Below are 19,665 nucleotides of genomic sequence, written 5' to 3'. Positions count from 1 at the left end.
CTCCCCCCTTTCTTATTAGAGCGTGTCTTAAAATATGAAGAAAAAATAGAGAAAGCCCCTCCCGATATATCGTGAGCAGGCTAATATGTTCGTTAGTTCAGTTCTGCTGTCAGCGCCAGATTCAGAGCCGTTACATTCACACGCGGTTCCCCGAATATACCCATTTGCCGGCCTTGCGTATGCTCATTTACAAGTTGCACAAGCTGCTGTTCACTAAGCCCTGTAGCTTTGCTAATGCGTGGGATCTGCGCCTCAGCGGCTTCGGGAGAGAGATCCGGGTCAAGTCCAGAGCCTGAACCCGTCACGAGATCAGCAGGGATCTGCTTCAATCCCGGGTTTTCCTGCTGGAGCTGAGCAATCTTTTCTTTCATCTCGCCGATATACTCCTCCGAGGCTACGGCGAGATTCGAACCGGCTGAAGCCGTTGGATCATAATTGGCATTTGATGCCCGGGGCTGGAACAGCCCCGGCGATTGGATTTCCTGCGCCAGCAGGGACGAGCCGATGATTTTCTCATCTTGCGTAATCAAACTTCCATTCGCCTGCGCAGGAAAGAGAAGTTGAGCTACGCCAGTCGTTACAAGCGGGTAGATTAAGCCGCATATCAGCATAAGCACAACGGATAACCGTACGGCGGTCAAGAACATGTTCATACAGATCACTTCCTGATTTCATTAGGATAAAAGAACAATTTTGATAAGCATTTTATCTCGTTAAAGGATTCCCGACAGAAATAAGTCAATCAGCTTAATCCCGATAAAAGGCACAATTACACCGCCTACGCCATAAATGAATACATTGCGGCCAAGCAGCCTCTCGGCTGACATCGCCCGATACTTAACCCCTCTCATCGCAATGGGAATAAGCAGTGGAATAATAATGGCGTTGAAGATCAGCGCCGACAGGATCGCAGACTGTGGTGAAGCCAGATTCATAATATTCAGCGCCTGAAGCTGCGGCATGGCGAGAATAAACATAGCTGGAATGATAGCAAAATACTTCGCGATATCATTGGATATCGAAAAGGTTGTGAGTGCGCCGCGTGTAATCAGCAACTGTTTGCCAATGGAGACGACCGACAATAATTTGGTCGGGTCGGAATCCAGGTCAATCATGTTGGCCGCTTCCTTGGCCGCCATGGTGCCCGAATTCATCGCCAGGCCCACATCGGCCTGCGCCAGAGCAGGAGCATCGTTGGTACCGTCGCCCGTCATGGCGACGAGTTTGCCCTCCTGCTGCTCTTTTTTGATCGCGGCAATCTTGTCCTCGGGCTTCGCTTCAGCAATAAAATCATCCACGCCCGCTTCCAGCGCTATGGTCGCTGCGGTCAGCGGATTGTCGCCTGTACACATAATGGTCTTGATGCCCATGGCGCGCATCTCAGCGAACTTCTCCTTCAGCCCTGGCTTCACAGTGTCTTTCAGATAAATCACACCGTAGATTCGTTCATCGATAGCTACAGCAAGCGGCGTACCCCCAGCCTTTGCAATTCGATTTGCAATCTCATCAAGATCACCAGGTATACGGCCTCCTGCGGAAGCAATATATCTTTTGATCGCATCCACCGCACCTTTACGAATCTTCATTCCGCTGATCAGATTCAGACCAGACATCCGGGTCTCTGCCGTGAACTCCACATTTTCCGTATTGGCATACTCCGTCTCAGACCAACTTTGGCCTTGTTTGCCTGCCAATTCCACAACAGAACGCCCTTCCGGGGTCTCATCTCGCACAGAAGCCTGTAAAGCAGCCCGCGTCATCTCTGATGAAGTAATGCCCTGAACTGGAGTGAATTCAGATGCCATACGGTTTCCGTATGTGATCGTCCCCGTTTTGTCCAGAATCAACGTATCGATATCCCCGGCTGCTTCCACCGCTTTACCCGACATGGCGAGCACATTAAACTGCGTAACCCGATCCATTCCGGCAATACCAATGGCGGACAGCAATCCACCAATTGTGGTTGGGATCAGGCAGACAAGCAGTGCGATTAGGGTCGCCAGATCCAGTCGAATACCCAGGTAATTCGCCATCGGGACCATTGTTAGAATGACGATCAGAAAGATCAGGGTTAAAACGGCGAGCAGGGTTGTCAGCGCGATTTCATTAGGTGTTTTCTGGCGCTGAGCACCCTCAACCAGAGAGATCATCCGGTCAAGGAATGACTCCCCAGGATCGGTCTGAACACGCATGACGATGTAATCGGACACGACGCGGGTCCCTCCGGTAACGGAGGAGAAATCTCCCCCTGCTTCCTTGATGACCGGGGCGGATTCTCCCGTAATGGCCGATTCATCAATGGAGGCCAAGCCTTCCATAATCTCACCGTCCGTCGGGATCAGTTCACCAACTTCCACACGGACCATATCGCCTTTTTTCAACTGGGTCGAAGACACTCGTCGGATGGTTCCATCCTTCTGCACCAGGTTGGCCAGGGTGTCCGACTTCGTCTTGCGTAACGTATCCGCCTGCGCCTTACCTCTGCCTTCTGCAAGTGCTTCTGCGAAGTTCGCGAACAGCAGCGTGAACAGCAAAATGAAAAACACGGCAATGTTGTACCCGCGCCCAGCCTCGGATGCGGTGAAGAGATCGGGGTTGATGCATAATAAGAGCGTAATGAATGTACCCACCTCGACAATAAACATGACCGGATTTTTGATCATGACCACCGGATTTAGTTTCTTGAACGCATCGAGTGAAGCCTGAAGTATCATATCCTTGTTTAACGACCGTTTCGATCCGGAATCACGTTGAATATTACCGCGGTTGTTATCTGGCTCATTGCCCTTCGTTCTAAATATTTCTGTATCCATGTGTTGCATCGTCTGCTCCTTCTTTCGTTCGACTGCATTCATCGTGCACTGCCACCTCCGTACGTTACGTCCTTATACCAATTCCTCTGTTGCTCCCCTGTCATACCTCTCATTGAATCATTGCCAGATGCTCTGCGATCGGTCCAAGGGCAAGCGACGGGAAGAACGTAAGCGCACCGACTACAATGATCATCATGACCAAAATGCCAGCAAATAGAGGTGTGTGTGTCCGCAACGTGCCCGTAGTTACAGGCACAACCCGTTTGGTGGCCAGTGAACCCGCAATAGCCAGCATGGCGATCATCGAAACGTACCTTCCCAGCAGCATAACGATACCAATCGCGATGTTGTAAAAGTCTGTATTGGCATTTAGTCCTGCAAAGGCCGATCCATTATTGGCTGCACCCGAGGCAAAAGCATAGAGAACTTCAGTCAGGCCATGCATGCCCCCGTTCGAGATGGACGCAATGGCTTCGGGCCGCATAAGCGCGATTGCCGTTGGCCCCAGAATAATCAAAGGATGAATGAGCAAGGCGATGGATGCGAGCTTCACCTCTTTGCCCTCGATTTTTTTGCCCAGAAACTCAGGTGTCCGTCCCACCATTAATCCACAGATAAACACAGCCAGAATCACATACAGCAGTCCGTTGATCAGCCCTACCCCTTTGCCCCCAAACACGTTATTGAGCATCATCTGAGCCAGTGACACCAGACCTCCAAGCGGAGTGAGCGACTCGTGCATATTGTTGACTGAACCTGTTGTAGCCGCCGTCGTGACCGCTGTGAATAAGGCCGACTCCGGTATGCCGAACCTAACCTCTTTCCCCTCCATATTGCCTTGAAGACCTACTGCATCCAGCGCGGGTACACCGCGATATTCGGAGACAAATACGGTGGTCAACATCACTAGGAAAAGAAAACTCATCGCTGCGAACAATGCCCAACCCTGCTTCCGGTTATTGACCATCAAGCCGAAGGCGTATACCAGTGCAGTGGGTAACAGCATCATACAGACGATATGCACCAGATTGCTCAGGGCCGTCGGATTCTCGAATGGATGTGCAGCATTGGTTCCAAACCAGCCGCCACCATTCGTTCCGATGTGTTTGATCGACTCCAGTGAGGCGACCAGTCCACGTGAGATCGTCTGCTGCGCGCCTTCCAGCGTGGTTGCGTTCACCGCTCCCGCGAGTGTCTGAGGCACCCCCTGGAACACGAGGAACAAGGCCACGATGAAGCTCAGCGGTAAAAAAATTCTCGTAATCGACCGTACAAGGTCGACGTAAAAGTTCCCCAGTTCATCCCGGCGGCCTATCAGCCCGCGAATGAACACAATAGCCACTGCAAATCCCGTTGCTGCCGACGTAAACATCGGAAACGTCACGGCCAGCATCTGTGACAGATACGACAAGGCGTTCTCGCCCGTATACGACTGCCAGTTCGTGTTGGTCATGAAGGATACGGCCGTATTAAATGCCTGCGCCGCTGGCATATTGCCGATGCCATCCGGATTGAGCGGTAAATACTTTTGCAGCCGTAGCACCAGAAACATCAACACCAACATTACAAAGTTGGAGAGGAGAACAGCCGTGAGGTACTTTTTCCACCCCATCGATTCGTTCTCGCGTACTCCCATTACTCGATAGAGCAGTCGCTCCGGTCCGCCAAAAATCCGATCCAACCCCGTTCGCTGTCCATCAAACACGTTCACTATATATTTTCCCACCGGTTTCACCAGCAGTAGGATGATAAGCAGCGTCACCGCTACTTGCACTACACCGATACCCATATCCGCATTTCCTCCCTATTCGACGTTCACTTGTTCGTGCATTACGCACATTGTCAGCATCAGAATTTCTCCGGCTTCACCAGCACATAACCGAGATATATCACCAGTGCGAGTACAATCATGCCGATGACAATCATTTGGCATCCCCCTCTCTACCCTCAAGCCTTCTCGCAGAATTTCACGAATCCCCAAAACACCGCAAACAGCAGCACAACCAATCCAATCATCGTGGCATCATTCACCATGTGCCCTTCCTCCCTCTCTCTACCGTTCTCTGCACCTGCTACATGTAAAATCGTAATATGAAACGCTGTAAAAAAGGGGTAAAGAAATGCCTCCATGGGTGTAAAAAAAACGTAAAAAAGACCCGCTCTCCTCAGCAATGGGCTGAAAAGAACGGGTCTATAAGATTTACTATTTATCCAAATGGATTCTGTGCCCACTGCAATAATCTCTTTTTTGTGATTTTGCCATGAGAGGTATGATGGATGACTTGCCCCTGATCGAGCAGAAGTACCTGGGGTGACTCATGGTGAACCTCTGTTTCCTCTGCAATATGGCGGGACAACGAACGATTTTCAATCACTTTGACGATGCGGTAGTCCATAGGTTGTTTGGGATCTGATGCATGGGTGCCTACAAACGCCATAAACTCTCTGTACGCTCTCGCACTGGTTGGACAAGTCGTGCTGTGTTTCAGGATAAGCACCGGATGATCCTGCGAGCAATGCAGCGCGTCTTCCCAGTCATCTGGTTTGTGCAATTCCCGGACATGCTCGCTGAGCATATGTTCCGAGTCTGGCCCCGCACGTTTGCTAACCACCGAACCAATCACAATGCCAAGCGCCAAGCCAAAAGCAATCCCGAGTCCAAGCTGCTTCGTAGCCGTACCAATGCTGACTCCCATGGCAACACCTATAGCAAGCCATACAGCTTGATGATTTACTTTTTTCTTCATGCAGATCTTCCCTTCCTGAAATATGTATATCAAGGCAACCTTCCCACCTTACATTCTGATCAAATTATAGCATAGGCCTCTGTGAGCAGGCGTTGATAATCTTCATCTCCGAGTACAGATTTCAGCGTTTCGATTTATGCAAAATGCTCATTTGTGATACACTGGTTGTAATTTGGAAACGATGAACATGAAGAATGGATTGGAAGGGCGGAAATTCCATATGACATACGCATTTATGATTGAACCGCAGGATTTTATTGCGCTGGATAACGAAGATGAACTGATTGAGAAATGTCAGGAGTGGGGTCTGCTTTCTGGTAAAGCGACCAAACTCAAAACGTTCTATTATAAAGGAAACGGATTAAACATGCCGTGCACCATCATTGGATATGTCGATCACATGGCAGCCGTTATTCAACTGGATAATGGACAAAAGCATTGTATTCACCCGTCTTATCTGAAGGAAATGCAAGCGTCCAGTTACAGTGCCAGAAGCATAAGTAATGCCGGGTCAGATCGCAGCACAGAATCGACAACTTCGGATACAGTCGTACCAGTTACCCCTGCTGAACTTACGCAAATTCCAGATGCCCTGGTTAACCTGGATGAAATTCCGCCGGATCTGGATGATTCGGACGACACGGACACAGATGAATTCTCCTCGGGGATGAAGGGTGATCCGGATGGGCTAGTAGAAGAGTATGTTGGACCTCAGTCTGGGGCAGCCAGTGAAGCCAAACCTAAAGCCAAAACAGCGAGCAAAGCTAAGAGCGTCAAGATTGATCTGCCCGAAGGCAAAGTGAAGATGAGTGCCGTTGTCAAAGAGTTCACCACCGTACCGAATCACTTCTCTGACAATGACGACGAAGTCATCATCTATGAAGCAGTTACCATTACGGAGCCAGACGTCATTGATGTTGGGGAAGCCTGGTCTAGCCACAGTGCCACCGTTAAGAAACAGGAACTGGAAGTGGGCGACGTTATCACGTTTGAAGCGAAAATTATCAAGAAGAAGCTGACACGTAACCCGGTTCCCTATAAAATCAACAATCCTTCCAAGATTCAGAAGGAAGACTAATCACGAGTCATTACAAAAAAAAGCAAAAAACCTCCAAGACTGCCTGAAGCAGATCGCGGAGGTTTTGCCATTTGTAGGCTATATTAGCGAAGAGTACACTCTTAAGCTTGTCCCGGCGTAGCACTGATCTGAAACTGTACGCCAAACTTATCGACAACCGAACCGTAGGCTGGACTCCAGAACGTTTCTTGTATCGGCATTTTCACTTCGCCACCGTCTTGCAACTGGTTGAAAATCGCTTTGGCTTCATCCGTCGTATCCGTGTTCACCGTAACCGTAACATGATTACCTACAGTGTACGGCATACCTGGAAACGTATCAGACAACATTAATACTGAGCTACCAATCTGCAAAGAAGCATGCATAATACGGTCTTTCGCTTCTGGCGGGATGGGGTGATTCGGGTCAGATGGACCGTCGCCAAATGTTTGAAGCGCGAGCACTTCGGCTCCAAATGCCTTTTGATAAAAATCTACCGCTTCACGTCCATTACCGTCTGTAACCAGATACACATTCAAGCTGATCGACATGCGTTCTTCATCTCCTTGGGCTCTTCTAATTATACGATTCACGCCACTTGCGACATGAGTATATATGAACAGGTTGTCCTTTGACAAGCGTATATTTCTGCACTCATCACTGCGGACCTTTACACGATTAGGGTTACCAACATATTCTTAATCCATCCCTCTCCCACTACTTCTTGCGCCTGCGTATGTAGTAGAGAACCGTGATCAGAACACCCGGAACCAGTGCTGCAAAACTGGCATAGATCAGACACCATTTCAACAGGGTACATATCGGAGTGAGTTCAGCAAGCACAGGTGTACGTTCAGGATAACGATACATGATCAGGGACGCACCTATATTTTCAAGCATGTCCATAACCCAACCTAAGACCGGAATCAGATTCACCCAACGCCAGCGACTTTTTACCGGAAGCACACGATAGAGTATCGATAACAGAACAACTAAGAGGAACAGATAGGCTAAGGGCCATATGAGATCAAATGTGAACCGTGCCTGAATATAGGCGCTCCGCCCTGCTTCACCATACTGCTCAGCCATCTGATAAAGATCATCCGCCGTGTACAGAAAAGACGAATCCGGGGACTGCCCTCCACCGGTGGCCTCCTCCGACTTTGCCGCCTGCCAGGGCAGAATGAATGCAATAAAACAGGCAAAAAAAACAACCGCAGCTGCAACCCATTTCCAATTCACCCGCTGATAGAACCAACCTGACACTTTATTCAGCAAGTTCCGTCCCCTTTCCGATAAAAAAAAGACCACTCTCCCGAATCCTATCGGTAAAATGGTTGTGTTCAATCCTATGAAGTTATCGAGCTTGAACGATGTTATCTATTTCACTTTTCAATAAGAGGTATCGGTGAACACTTCTCATGATCGGGACCTTCGTTAGTTTGTTCTTGTCCACGTACAGTTTCATCTGGTCTTTGGTCAAACCAAGCAAACTTCCAGCTTCCGATACCGTCAATACTACCTCGGGGTTCGTAGCATTAAACGTCCTCTTTACTTTCTGATTCCAGTCCTCGAATACCTGCATAGATCAGTGACATCTCCTATCCATAGCCAGTTATTATCAGGCTGAATATATCCAGTATACCACACTTGTGCTGCTCGTAACTTAATCCTTGCGCAGAACCATATTCTGATAGGCATATTTCCTGCTTGACCCTGACGTTAACTCGAGGGTTTATACTGGCTTCAGGAGGGGATTAGCATGAGTATGTCACCTGAACATGTAACCAAGAAACGACGCAGCAGTGGAATAGCCATTATTGGAATGAGTTGGTTGACGATGACATTGGGTCTGTTTTTTGCTACACTCGCAGGGGAGTTTGTCAGCACTATTGTTGCTGGTGAATGGATGGTTCATCTCATCCAAGCTGTTGTCATTATTAGTATCGTATTGCCCGTACTACTCGTCATTCGAAGGCACTTCCATATGAAGTCCGTTCTTCTTCCTCTGACAGGAAAAAGCATAATTCACTTGCTCTTTGGCGCATTATTTGCCACTTCTCTGGCCTTCATCGGGTTAGCGATAGCCAGTATGAACAACTGGATTACGATTACGGAGTGGCACTTCTCAGCCGAGCTCCTCCTTGCTGTCGTACTTAATAGTTGTGTTGCTTTCTTGTATGAAGCTTTGCCAGAGGAACTATCCATGCGAGGCATGGTCTATGATGGATTACGCTTCAGACTGCGACTTCCTGTGTTTTTCGCTTATTTAACTCAAATCATACTCTTTCTGCTGGTTCCGATGAGTGTCAGCCTATTGCAAGAGCTCGTCGGTATGGATGCCGGAAACCGGATAACCTTGGATTATATGATCCTGCTCTTGACCTATGGTATTACGTTACAGCTTCTGCGCAGTTTGACCGGATCTTTATGGGCCTCCATCGGATTTCATATCGCTTACCTGGAAGTAGCCAGATTCGTTGTTATGCCAGGTGATAGACCGGCATTGTTAAACTATACCGCGCAAGATAACGGGTTGGCCGAAATATTTATTTTGTATATGATGATAATCTTCGTCGGTGGGATCATTCTGGCGGTGCTCAATGCATGGCGCTGGTGGAGAATACATAAATCATGAGGGAGGGATCTGCCTGTTGTATACCGTTGGACAACTATCCAAACATACCGGAGTATCCATCCGAACACTGCATTATTATGAAAAGCTGGGTTTACTGCGACCGGCCCGTAATGAGAACAATCAGTATCGCTTATATGGTGAAAAGGATATTTTACGGCTTCAGCAGATTACCATTCTGAAGAAAATGCATTTTAAATTGAATGAGATTGGAGAATTCCTCGATCAGGATGCTGCTCGCTCTGAACCAGAGAGTACCCTCACATTATGGAATAATACGTTGGAACAACAACTGGCCGTTGTCAAAGAACAGCAGGAGAGATTAAGCAAGGTCGAGCATCTTCTTTTTTCAACCCTATATGCCATCAGAGCCTCCGGTACAATCAGTCTGGATGAGATGTTGGGTTTCATCCGTGAACTGGATCAACCTCCGGGCAAGTTCCGTCAAGATGTTTTTACACCTGAAGAAATGGAATCGTTACCTCTGAATAATCAGAACAATTCAATATCCATGGAATGGGCTGATATTCTTAAAGATGTTCATACATGCAAGATGGAACCTCCGGATTCCGAAGCCTCACGGTTACTGGCCATCCGAATCTCTGATTATGCTGAAAGGGCTTTTCAAGGGAATGCAGAATTGGCAGAAAAATATTGGGATTATATCGCCCCAGAGGATGATCAGCCAGCTCGTGTATATGGTATGACAACGGATACCATGCGTTACATCGAAATGATCCTGGACCGATGGACAGTCCAGAATCCTGATGATCAACAATAAGAGCCACTTCGAAAAGTGGCCCTTGATCCATTCCCTTATTATGTTTCATCATGCTTCGTTACGCCTCTTCCCAGAAGCGGCGCAGGTTGTCCATGGCGATTTTGGATGCGGATTTGCATTCCTCCATGCCTTCGAACTCCACCGTAATGTTTCCATCATAGCCGGAGTCTTTGATCAGCTTTACAATTTTACGAATTGGAATGTCACCTTGTCCAACGATGGCCCCACGCAGAAAGTTGCCGTAGGCTGTCGTGAACCATTCACCCTCACCCGGATGCTCATCATAAGGACGGAAGTAGAAATCTTTGAAGTGGACCAGAGAAGCGTACGGCAGATTTTTCATGACGCCGATGATCGGGTTCTCATCCACACACATGAAGTTGCCAATATCGAGTGTTGTCTTAAAGTTCGGACGATCCACAGCATGCAGCACACGCTGCACCCGGTCACTCGCCTGCACGCTGAAGCCGTGATTCTCAATGGTTGTCGTGATGCCAAACTGCGCGGCATAGTCCGCAATGATCTGGCTTCCCCGTACCATCAGCGGCAGATGTTCCTCGAACCAGGCAATGGTCATCTTCTCTTTCGGCAGGGTAAACGCCGTGACGTCATGACGCATATGTTTTACACCCATCCGGTGTACGACATCCACATGCCTTTTGACCCGAGCCATCTCCTCTTCAAACGTCTCTTCCGTATCCTGAACGAAATTGGCTGGCATCGAGTAGTTGGACAGTTCAATACCCGCAGTCGCTGCCCGTTCCCGAATCGCATCCGCCAGATCGTGATTATCCTCCACGGTATAACCGTAAGGTACCATCTCCATATGCTCGCCGCCGTTCGCCGCAATCCAGTCGATCACATCCAGCACCGTCATCTCACCCGAATTCAAATCGTTCAACAAACTATACGTGCTCAGGCCCAGTTTCATCTGCTCAGCTCCCTATCGATATTGTTGGATAAATTGAACCGCTTTGCGAATGTCCCGCTCCGGCTGATCGCCTACCTCACGCTCAATCGTCAGATAACCGGTGTACCCAATCTCCTGAAGCGCTGCAAAGTATCCGTCAAAATCAACGCCACCCTCGCCCAGCGGCACCTCACGGAAGAAAGTCCCGGCAGAGACCATCTCGGCAATCTTATCGTGATCCATAGGGGCATAACCGACCGCTCCGTATACGTCTCGTGGGTCAACTTCCTTCAGCCGCACACCATCCTTCACATGAGTATGTACGATGTAATCCTTGAGCAGATGAACGCCCCGCGCCGGATCATCTCCGGTCACCATCACCATATTCGCCGGGTCAAAATTCACCGATACTCCGTTGGTCGACAGCGTATCCAGGAATCCTTTCAAGTCAGCAGCCGTTTCCGGTCCTGTCTCAATGGCAAAGTATGCGCCAACACTTTTGGCGTATTGGCCCAATTCCTCACAAGCAGCATGCAGCGTAGCGTAGACTTCCGATGAAGGATCATGTGGAACAATGCCGATATGTGTTGTGACGATGTTGGTGCCCAGATCGAGGGCCAGATCCACGATCCGCTTCGACTTCTCTACTTTCCACGGATTATCTTCCTTGACCTGGAACCCATGTCCGCCCAGATCGCCGACCAATGCTGAAATGTCGAGACCCAACGAATCGATGTAACTCTTCAACTCCTTACGCGCCGCAGGTGACAAATTTTCAGGGTCCATCTCTCCCTTGACGGCATAGATCTGCACACCTTCTGCACCTACGTCTTTGGCCTTGTTCAACCCTTCCCGTACACCTACGCCAAAACTATCCACGATGACACCGATCTTATTCGTTAATTTCATGTCATACCTCCTGTGATTGAGTGAGTAACTCTACGTTCTCATGTAAATGTAAGGTTCGACTCATTACTGATATCAACAAGTTTCACCGACTTGATCTCATACGGTTTGAATGTCAGTTCAATTGTGCCGGCTGAACAAGCCAACGGATGGATCTCATCCTCCAGAAGATTAATGATGGACGCTTTGATTTCCTTTTCAGCACACTGAACCTGCACCGTTTCCCGACCTCCGGATGATTCGTAGAAACGCAGCACCGTTCCCGAGCCGTCTTCCGCAGCCTTAATTGCATCCAGAATGACATGTTCACTGTGGAACTGAACCCAAGCATGTTCAGCTGGCAAGTGACCGGAAGACTGACTCGCTGCCACAACTTCCACCGGATGGTTAAGCTCCATCGCCCGGCGAACGACGGCAGCTTGTCGCCAATCGCCCTGGTGTGGCAGGATCGAATACGTGAATTCATGATCGCCCTGATCGGCATGTTCATCCGGCCATTTCGGAGCACGAAGCAGAGACAGGCGGATCGTCCGATCCTTGATGTCATACCCGTACTTGCAATCATTCAGCAAACTCACACCGCTGTTGCCCTCCGAGATATCCGCCCAACGATGTCCACAGACCTCGAACTGCGCCTGCTCCCAACTGGTGTTGTTATGAGTTGGACGCTCCAACGCTCCAAACGGAATTTCATAAGCCGCTTTGGCTGCCACCAGGTCCACCGGAAATGCCACCTTGAGCAGTTTATGGCTCTCATTCCAGTTCACTTTTGTACGGAAATCAACACGCCGCTGGTAACGATGCAAAATGATATCCTGACTGATCTCCGATTGATTCAACTTCCAGACAAAGCGTAGTACATCTCGCGTAGCCCCGCGCTGTACAATCTCTCTGGAGATCAACTGCACCGCACCAGCTCGCTGAGATTCAAATCGTGGATCGATATCCCATGCATCCCAGTACGTCGGTTTGTCGTGGAAAAACTGCCACTCATTCGCCCGATCACCGGGCTTCAGCCAGTCACGTCCTACCGTTTTGTCATACCATCGAGTGATCTCTCCCAAGTCATTAAACTCAAGCGTGTAAAATTCAGTTTCCCACGTGGAAGGGAAGGATTTTTCTTCTCTTACTGGAAGGATAACATCCGATGCTTCGCGCAGCCATATGGTTGTATACCCAAAGGCAGGAATCGACGGAACATGCACGAGCAACGTATACTTGTCTTCCTTTTGTTCAAGATCACAGGCCAGACGATTTCCTTGACGATCAAATGCTGCCATCCTGGCGAGGTGAGCATCCCCTGTAATGGTGATATTTTCTCCGCGTTTCCAGCCGAGGCTGTTGAATATAATGTAAGGAAGACCATCGACTTCATCTGTTACAATGTTCTCCGCAAGGGTATCCAGCGTTTCCCGTAGTGCGGATGTACCCAGTGCAAATACTTTCGTGTACTCCTCGGTGGACGTTACGTAAACTTCAGGAATCGACGTTCCCGGAATAATGTCATGGAATTGGTTGAGCATAATCAACTTCCAGCCTTCATCCAGATCATTCTTCGTGTTCGCGCCGTAAGCCCCGGCAAATTGCCCCCAGATTTCCGCTTCCCGATATAATACCTCTGCCTTACGGTTGCTACGTTTGTTCCTTGCATGAGTTGTATACGTTCCGCGATGCAGTTCCAGATACAAGTCCCCGTGCCATTTCGGCAACGTCGGATTATTTAATGATATGTCTTCAAAAAAAGCCCCTGCTGTGCTGAATTTGCTGATTGGCTGCCCCACCATCAAATGGGATCGCTCCGCAAACTCCACCATCTCATTCGTCACGCCGCCACCACCATCGCCATGTCCGTAAAGCAACATTTGCTCAGGGTGAACATCCTTTTGTTTAAATGATTGCCAATGTTCATCCACATCTTTGGGACGCGTATGTTCATTCACCCCATGATTCAGATATGCCAGCACGGAAGTGCCATCTATGCCTACCCAGTCGAAGAGGTCATACGGAAACGCATTGGTATCATTCCAATTCAGCTTGGTGGTCATAAAATAAGGAATACCCGCGAGTTTCAGCATCTGCGGTAAGGAAGCGCAGTAGCCAAAGGTATCCGGCAGCCACTCGATGTTGGAGCGTTTGCCAAACTCCGCCTGATAGAAGTTCTGTCCATACAGAATCTGCCGAACTAACGACTCGCCACTCGGAATATTCAGATCCGGCTCGACCCACATGCCTCCGACCAGCTCCCAGCGGCCTTCAGCAATACGGGCTTTAACTCGCTCGTACAGCTCCGGGTAATGATCCTTCACGAAGGCGTACAACTGCGGTTGGCTCTGGGAATACACAAAATCCGGGTACGTATCCATCAAGGTGCACATGGTCGAGAACGTGCGACTGGACTTGCGAACCGTCTCACGTACAGGCCACAGCCAGGCAATATCAATGTGGGATTGTCCAACCAGATGCATGAAGCCACTCCGATATTCCTCCGGGTCTTCCTGCTGTACTGACTGTGCTAATACATATTCGAAGTTCTGTATCCAGGTTGCATCATTCCAGCGTTCCGGGTCATTGTACATGTTATCCATCACCTGATGAATAGCCTGAACAAGTGCCATCCGCTTGGGCTCCTTCTCGTTATATGCCCGGAGCGACTCGGCGAGTACCGTCACGCTGTACATCAGGCTCTGCAGTGGCTGATTAACATGAACCAATGCTGCCCGAATGCCCTGAATAGGCGGCTGAATAACAGCTTGTCGGTTGAGTGGGTCATGCGGCTCTGGAATCGGATCATAGAGTTCAATCTCCAACTGCGGCGTATTGCCAACACGACTCCTCGGAAGGGGCACGAACCCGTGATTCCGATCCAGTCCATGATAAGGCATGTCATTCACCTTCAGCAGCCCTTCTCCTCCGGCCTCGAAGATCAGACCAATAGCCTGATCTTGCCATTCCTCCGGAATCTCCACACGTTTGCTCAGAAAATACGTCGTTCCATGTACGCTGTTCAGCGGATTCAAGCTTTGCATGGCCTTGTCTGCCTGCTCATCTTTATTTTCATATACCTGCTCGTACTCGTATTCCCCTGGCCGAATGTATCTGGCCCTCTGCATCTCCCACGCTGGAAGCTCGATCGTATCCAGCCATTGTCGGTGCTTCAGATCTTCGATGAATCGCTGAATTCGAATCATACCTCCACCCCCACCTTCTGAATGTGCAGACTGCAGGCGGTCCAATCCATAGAATTGCGGCCAACCATGAGCCTGAATTCACCCGGTTCTACGACAGACTGGAGACGAGAGTCGATCAGTGCGAGATGTTCTTTTTGCACAGGGAATGTAACGGTCTGGGTCTGTCCTGGCTTCAGATGAATTTTACGAAAACCCTTAAGTGACATTTCAGCCCGCGTAACCGAAGCCGACACATCCGTGATGTACAACTGCACAACCTCGCTTCCCGCAACCGCTCCGGTATTCGTGACTTCAACCATCACCTGAGCTTCATCGTCCGGGCCGATGATTTCTGGCATTACTCTTACATTCTCGTATTTGAATTCGGTGTAGCTCAGTCCATATCCAAACGGGTACTGCGGCGCCAGATCCATCTCCAGATACCGTTTGCCACGAGTGCGTTTGGCATGATAGTAGACCGGAAGTTGCCCAACATGCTTGGGAATGGAGACGGTAAGACGACCAGATGGATTCACGTCGCCAAACAGAATATCCGCAATCGCGTTACCACCTTCCTGTCCGGGGTACCACGCTTCCACAATGGCATGGACATGCTCATCAATCCAAGGTTCAGCAATGGGGCGGCCGTTAATATACACAACGATAACGGGTTTCCCCAGCTTATGTACCTCCTGCACCAGCTCCAATTGAACACCCATGAGATTCAAAGACGCCCGGTCAATGCCCTCACCGCACTCCATATCGTTCCATGGATCATCGGTCACCACAGACGCACCTGTCCGCAAGTCGATCGTACCTTCACCAAAATCGCGGGCGCTGGAACCACCCATCACCATCACGATGACATCGGCCTGTTCCGCACAGGCGAGCGCTTGTGCAAAGCCCTCCCTGGAATCGCCTTTAATCCGACAACCGGGTGCGTACAGCACCTGACCCGAATCCACACCAAGCTTGCGCGTAATGCCATCCAGTACGGTGACGATCTGCTCTCTCGGCTGTGGCGAGGTATAGTCCCCGAGCTGGTTATAGATATGGTTCGCGTTCGGACCAATGACAGCTAGCTTTGTACCTGTTTTGGCAAGCGGAAGAGTATTTCCCTCATTTTTCAGTAAAACAATCCCCTCTTGTGCAACTTCCCTCGCCAGCTGTGTATGGTCTTCACATCCGATGACCTGTTCTGCAAAGTCAGGATCTACGAAAGGCTTTTCAAATAGCCCCAGTCTGAATTTCATCTCCAGTACCCGCCACACAGCCAAGTCCAGATCCTTCTCTTCGATCAATCCCTGCTCAAGCGCCTGACCAAGATGTTTGCGGTACATGTACCCGGACATTTCCATGTCTACACCTGCCTGAAGGGACTGTGCCACGGCCTGCTCCCCGTTCTCGACGGTGTTATGTCCATGGACCAACATCTGAATGGCACCAAAATCAGTAATGACAAATCCATCAAAACCCCACTGCTCGCGCAGAAGGTCATTCAGCAGATACGTACTGGACGTGCACGGTACGCCATCTATCTCGTTATAAGCGGTCATGACGGAACAAGCCCCGGCTTCCACTGCTTTTTTGAACGGCAACAGATCTATTTCATGTAATTCACGTAAGCCCATATGAACTGGAGCAGCATTCCGCCCACCCTCCGAACTGCCATAAGCCGCAAAATGCTTAAGTGTAGCGACAATTGTCTGGTTGGAATCAAGGCGGTCACCCTGTAGTCCCTTCATGGCTTCTACTGCGAATTCACCGATTAGGTATGGATCTTCGGCAAAACATTCCTCCGTCCGTCCCCATCTCGGGTCACGTACGACATCAAGCACCGGGGAATACGTTGCCGCTCCCCCCTGGCTCCGGGTCTCCACAGCGATGGCTTCACACATCTTGCGGTACAGCTCCATATTCCACGTACTTCCCACCATTAACGGTACCGGAAAAACTGTTGCCCCGATCGCCATATGCCCGTGGGAACACTCTTCCCCAAACAAAATGGGTATGCCCAGCCGGGAATGCTCCATGGCATACTGCTGAATGACATTTGTGGCAACGGCTCCCTGCCGTGGGGTAAGCCCCGTTTCCAGCGTCACTTCAGTCCATGGATCGGCCCGAAGCACACCATACAGAGAACCGACACCGCCCTGTTCCATGTCCGCTTTGAACTCTTCCGTCACCTGTACTGTACCATCAGCTGCTTTATCATACGTCTTCCATCCCATCGGCTGAATGAGTTGTCCAATCTTCTCTGCCGTTGTCATCCGTCCGATCAGATCCTGAACCCGCTCCTGAATGGGAAGCGAAGCATCTTTATAGTCCATATGCACATTCTCCTTATGCGTTCGGAATTAGTTAGGCGCATGCACTCACATGGCTTTGCGGTAGTCACTTGGTGCCACACCCACCACATTTTTGAAAGCCCGGTTGAAGGAATTATAGTTTGTGTATCCCACTTCCTCACTGATCTCCTGAATAGCCTTATCGGTCTCCTGCATGAGTAGCTTGGCTTTTTCGATGCGATGACTAATGAGCAGATCCACAAACTTCTCCCCAATCTCATCCTTGAAAAGCTTGCTCAGATACTTCGGATTAATATCGAATAGATCACTAAGGTAGTTCAGTGACAGATCAGGATTGTTGTAATGCTCTTCGATGTATTTGCGAATCTCCAAAATATTCGATCTGTGTTTTCGGGAACAATGCAGCGTCTGCATCTGCAGCGCCAGTTCCCTGAAGCCTTCCCAACACAGCTCACGCAGATCGTCTAACGTCTCCCAGCCCTCAAGCCTTGGAAGAAGCGGGGTGAATATAGCAGCCCATGACTCCTGATACTCCCGTGGAAGTTCGGCGAATTCCCGATTGTAATGTTGAAATAACAATTGGATCGTATTCATAATCTCCTGACGGGACAGAACGGACTCACTAATCTGTTCAAACAGTCTTTCAAAATGTTTTTCCCAGATATCGTCCGACAAGCGCATTGCCTGCACGAGCAGTGAGATGGTCTTCAGAAACTCATACACATCATTGGTCGAATTCGGTACATCGCTACAGGGAATGATGCGATTCATGCCCAGTACAGCCTTATAGTCCAGCGCGTGCACAGCTTCTTTCAATGAAGCTCTCAGCCCCCGAATATCAACAGCGACCCGACCAACACCAATGGTCACGGTGAAGTTCAGATACTGATCGATTCTGTCCAGATAACCAGCGAGCAATCGATGCTCGGTCTCCTCGGCCTGTTCCATTGCCGGAATCCAGAGGATGGCGTACAGACGCTGATCGGAGATCCATTCAGCCCATACTTCCGTTCCTTCATGACGCGCACTCTCCTGCAGGATACTGGATAACACAAATTTCAAGAGGGATTGGTCCTGATCATGATACTCCGTCACAAATGCATCATACCGATCCATTTCAACTACCATGACGGCCCAATGATGCTCCAGCTCAGGCAGTTTGAACTTCTTCATCTCCGCTGTCAGCTCCGTGCTCGTAAAGTCTCGTGTGCCCTCCAGCAACTCCTGAAAGAACATTTTTTTCTGCAAAATCAGATTCTCTTCGTGCTCCTCCTGATATTGCCTCGTCTGATCAATCATGCGTTCCAGCGTTGTATGGATGAATCGAAACTCATTCTCCTTGCCATAGTTGAGCCCCGATTGCTTCTGCGAAGAGACGGTCTGAATTAACGTGACAATTTGCTGAATCGGCTTGTAGTTTCTGCGGGTAACATAGATCACCCACACCACACCAATCAACACAACCACTACAGCAAAGGCAAACCAGATATTATAAAATTGCAGCGTCCATTTAACGATTTTTCCATTGTTGAGACCTGTCTGCACCTTCCAACCACTATAACTCGACGTAAATTCGGAGAAGACTTCTCCCGACGTGGTTTTAGTAGAAGCTGCAACCCCTCCTGGCATGCTGCTATCCCACAGATTGCCGCCCGAACGGTTGAAGATGTTCACAAACGTAAATTCCGGATCATACATCTGCATAATGGATTTCCTCAGGGTACTCAGGTCCACATTTGTCACCACAAGTCCTTTGCCGTTTCCTACACTTCGCACAATCGTAATCACCTGCTCCGTCGCTTGTGAAGGAAAAGCTCGGAACGCTCGTGCCCCTGCCCACTTCTGTTCATCCCTTGACCGGCTATCTGCAATAAAGTCTGCATCCGGGAACTCTTCAATCGGAACAGCCTTCCCGTTACTGAAGACCGTGCCATCCCCGTATCGAACGAGATAAATTGAATCAATCAGCGGATACTCTATTTTCAATTCATCAACCACCTGGACCGCCTGAATGCCGGCATACACATCATCGCTGCCAGATACCGAGAAATAATTCTTCAAGTTAGGGTTGGTCAAAATCTCACGCAGTACCTTGAAGTCGATGGAACGCAGGGAGTTGTCCAGATATTGCGTGACCTGAGAGGCCAGAAATTCATTGGCCTTGAGCGCTTCTCTACGGTTCTGTTCATTGAATACTTGAAAGAAAATAAAGAATAGAATGGTCGTCACAATAAAGAAAACAGGCAGATACGATAACAGCAAACGTCTAAACCAATTGTTGTTCATCTCCGAGATCCCCCCACCGTTACTGTTCATGCTGAATGACGACAAACATCTGTG

At 49.3% G+C, this 19,665-nt stretch carries 17 protein-coding genes; 3 read left to right on the top strand and 14 right to left on the bottom strand.

The window, feature by feature from the left end:
• Positions 1–92: 92 nt before the first annotated feature.
• The 6 genes from kdpC to ytxJ all read right to left on the bottom strand — a co-directional run bounded on the left by kdpC (position 93) and on the right by ytxJ (position 5,560).
• Entirely contained in the window at positions 93–653 is a 561-nt protein-coding gene (kdpC, locus tag AC1DE7_RS25195) for a potassium-transporting ATPase subunit KdpC (protein ID WP_477535415.1), read from the bottom strand.
• 60 nt (positions 654–713) lie between these two features.
• A complete protein-coding gene (gene kdpB / locus AC1DE7_RS25190; RefSeq protein ID WP_477535432.1) occupies positions 714–2,714 on the bottom strand; it encodes a potassium-transporting ATPase subunit KdpB in 2,001 nt (666 codons plus the stop codon).
• 208 nt (positions 2,715–2,922) lie between these two features.
• Complete coding sequence (gene kdpA, locus AC1DE7_RS25185) at positions 2,923–4,602, bottom strand: potassium-transporting ATPase subunit KdpA (RefSeq protein WP_477535414.1); 1,680 nt, start codon at positions 4,600–4,602, stop codon at positions 2,923–2,925.
• A gap of 59 nt (positions 4,603–4,661) precedes the next feature.
• Positions 4,662–4,724: a potassium-transporting ATPase subunit F gene (locus AC1DE7_RS25180; protein WP_353884092.1), complete on the bottom strand. Its 63-nt coding sequence runs from the start codon at positions 4,722–4,724 to the stop codon at positions 4,662–4,664.
• A 36-nt stretch (positions 4,725–4,760) separates the two neighbouring features.
• Positions 4,761–4,943: a hypothetical protein gene (locus tag AC1DE7_RS25175; RefSeq protein ID WP_249913672.1), complete on the bottom strand. Its 183-nt coding sequence runs from the start codon at positions 4,941–4,943 to the stop codon at positions 4,761–4,763.
• Positions 4,944–5,020: 77 nt separating this feature from the next.
• Positions 5,021–5,560, bottom strand: a complete 540-nt coding sequence (ytxJ, locus tag AC1DE7_RS25170; protein WP_477535413.1) for a bacillithiol system redox-active protein YtxJ — start codon at positions 5,558–5,560, stop codon at positions 5,021–5,023.
• Between the two features lie 220 nt (positions 5,561–5,780).
• On the opposite strand from ytxJ, the gene AC1DE7_RS25165 reads away from it, so the two are divergent.
• Positions 5,781–6,638 (top strand): hypothetical protein, encoded by an 858-nt coding sequence (locus AC1DE7_RS25165; RefSeq protein WP_340027883.1) that lies wholly within the window; start codon positions 5,781–5,783, stop codon positions 6,636–6,638.
• Positions 6,639–6,739: 101 nt separating this feature from the next.
• On the opposite strand, the gene AC1DE7_RS25160 is transcribed toward AC1DE7_RS25165, so the two are convergent.
• The 3 genes from AC1DE7_RS25160 to AC1DE7_RS25150 form a co-directional block, all read right to left on the bottom strand.
• Positions 6,740–7,168 (bottom strand): VOC family protein, encoded by a 429-nt coding sequence (locus tag AC1DE7_RS25160; RefSeq protein WP_036616351.1) that lies wholly within the window; start codon positions 7,166–7,168, stop codon positions 6,740–6,742.
• 166 nt (positions 7,169–7,334) lie between these two features.
• Positions 7,335–7,895, bottom strand: a complete 561-nt coding sequence (locus tag AC1DE7_RS25155; protein WP_477535412.1) for a hypothetical protein — start codon at positions 7,893–7,895, stop codon at positions 7,335–7,337.
• 79 nt (positions 7,896–7,974) lie between these two features.
• Positions 7,975–8,202: a hypothetical protein gene (locus tag AC1DE7_RS25150; RefSeq protein WP_017691180.1), complete on the bottom strand. Its 228-nt coding sequence runs from the start codon at positions 8,200–8,202 to the stop codon at positions 7,975–7,977.
• Between the two features lie 177 nt (positions 8,203–8,379).
• On the opposite strand from AC1DE7_RS25150, the gene AC1DE7_RS25145 reads away from it, so the two are divergent.
• Together AC1DE7_RS25145 and AC1DE7_RS25140 are read left to right on the top strand one after the other, a co-directional pair.
• A complete protein-coding gene (locus AC1DE7_RS25145; RefSeq protein ID WP_477535411.1) occupies positions 8,380–9,255 on the top strand; it encodes a CPBP family glutamic-type intramembrane protease in 876 nt (291 codons plus the stop codon).
• A 16-nt stretch (positions 9,256–9,271) separates the two neighbouring features.
• Positions 9,272–10,033 carry a MerR family transcriptional regulator gene (locus AC1DE7_RS25140; protein WP_477535410.1) on the top strand — a complete coding sequence of 254 codons (762 nt, stop codon included), beginning with the start codon at positions 9,272–9,274 and terminating at the stop codon, positions 10,031–10,033.
• A 58-nt stretch (positions 10,034–10,091) separates the two neighbouring features.
• On the opposite strand, the gene AC1DE7_RS25135 is transcribed toward AC1DE7_RS25140, so the two are convergent.
• Genes AC1DE7_RS25135 through AC1DE7_RS25115 form a run of 5 tightly spaced genes read right to left on the bottom strand, consistent with a single transcriptional unit; the run spans position 10,092 to position 19,611 of the window.
• Positions 10,092–10,964 (bottom strand): sugar phosphate isomerase/epimerase family protein, encoded by an 873-nt coding sequence (locus AC1DE7_RS25135; RefSeq protein ID WP_477535409.1) that lies wholly within the window; start codon positions 10,962–10,964, stop codon positions 10,092–10,094.
• Positions 10,965–10,976: 12 nt separating this feature from the next.
• Positions 10,977–11,852, bottom strand: coding sequence for a sugar phosphate isomerase/epimerase family protein (locus AC1DE7_RS25130; protein ID WP_477535408.1), 876 nt, complete (start codon positions 11,850–11,852; stop codon positions 10,977–10,979).
• Positions 11,853–11,890: 38 nt separating this feature from the next.
• Positions 11,891–15,037: an alpha-mannosidase gene (locus AC1DE7_RS25125; RefSeq protein ID WP_477535407.1), complete on the bottom strand. Its 3,147-nt coding sequence runs from the start codon at positions 15,035–15,037 to the stop codon at positions 11,891–11,893.
• On the bottom strand, positions 15,034–17,346 hold the full coding sequence (locus AC1DE7_RS25120; protein ID WP_477535406.1) for a glycoside hydrolase family 3 N-terminal domain-containing protein: 2,313 nt from the start codon (positions 17,344–17,346) through the stop codon (positions 15,034–15,036). The genes AC1DE7_RS25125 and AC1DE7_RS25120 overlap by 4 nt, the downstream gene beginning before the upstream one ends.
• Before the next feature lie 45 nt (positions 17,347–17,391).
• On the bottom strand, positions 17,392–19,611 hold the full coding sequence (locus AC1DE7_RS25115; protein ID WP_477535405.1) for a helix-turn-helix domain-containing protein: 2,220 nt from the start codon (positions 19,609–19,611) through the stop codon (positions 17,392–17,394).
• Between the last annotated feature and the right edge of the window lie 54 nt (positions 19,612–19,665).

It is taken from the genome of Paenibacillus sp. 10L310 (genome assembly GCF_056395745.1).
The sequence above is the reverse complement of the archived record's forward strand: the minus strand, read 5'-3'. Positions and strand labels throughout refer to the sequence as shown.

Excerpts from the sequence above, each read along its gene's own strand:
- kdpC (WP_477535415.1), bottom strand. The coding sequence starts at position 653 with ATGAACATGTTCTTGACCGCCGTACGGTTATCCGTTGTGCTTATGCTG.
- kdpB (WP_477535432.1), bottom strand. The coding sequence starts at position 2,714 with ATGATACTTCAGGCTTCACTCGATGCGTTCAAGAAACTAAATCCGGTG.
- kdpA (WP_477535414.1), bottom strand. The coding sequence starts at position 4,602 with ATGGGTATCGGTGTAGTGCAAGTAGCGGTGACGCTGCTTATCATCCTA.
- AC1DE7_RS25175 (WP_249913672.1), bottom strand. The coding sequence starts at position 4,943 with ATGGAGGCATTTCTTTACCCCTTTTTTACAGCGTTTCATATTACGATT.
- ytxJ (WP_477535413.1), bottom strand. The coding sequence starts at position 5,560 with ATGAAGAAAAAAGTAAATCATCAAGCTGTATGGCTTGCTATAGGTGTT.
- AC1DE7_RS25165 (WP_340027883.1), top strand. The coding sequence starts at position 5,781 with ATGACATACGCATTTATGATTGAACCGCAGGATTTTATTGCGCTGGAT.
- AC1DE7_RS25160 (WP_036616351.1), bottom strand. The coding sequence starts at position 7,168 with ATGTCGATCAGCTTGAATGTGTATCTGGTTACAGACGGTAATGGACGT.
- AC1DE7_RS25150 (WP_017691180.1), bottom strand. The coding sequence starts at position 8,202 with ATGCAGGTATTCGAGGACTGGAATCAGAAAGTAAAGAGGACGTTTAAT.
- AC1DE7_RS25145 (WP_477535411.1), top strand. The coding sequence starts at position 8,380 with ATGAGTATGTCACCTGAACATGTAACCAAGAAACGACGCAGCAGTGGA.
- AC1DE7_RS25135 (WP_477535409.1), bottom strand. The coding sequence starts at position 10,964 with ATGAAACTGGGCCTGAGCACGTATAGTTTGTTGAACGATTTGAATTCG.
- AC1DE7_RS25130 (WP_477535408.1), bottom strand. The coding sequence starts at position 11,852 with ATGAAATTAACGAATAAGATCGGTGTCATCGTGGATAGTTTTGGCGTA.
- AC1DE7_RS25125 (WP_477535407.1), bottom strand. The coding sequence starts at position 15,037 with ATGATTCGAATTCAGCGATTCATCGAAGATCTGAAGCACCGACAATGG.
- AC1DE7_RS25120 (WP_477535406.1), bottom strand. The coding sequence starts at position 17,346 with ATGGACTATAAAGATGCTTCGCTTCCCATTCAGGAGCGGGTTCAGGAT.
- AC1DE7_RS25115 (WP_477535405.1), bottom strand. The coding sequence starts at position 19,611 with ATGAACAACAATTGGTTTAGACGTTTGCTGTTATCGTATCTGCCTGTT.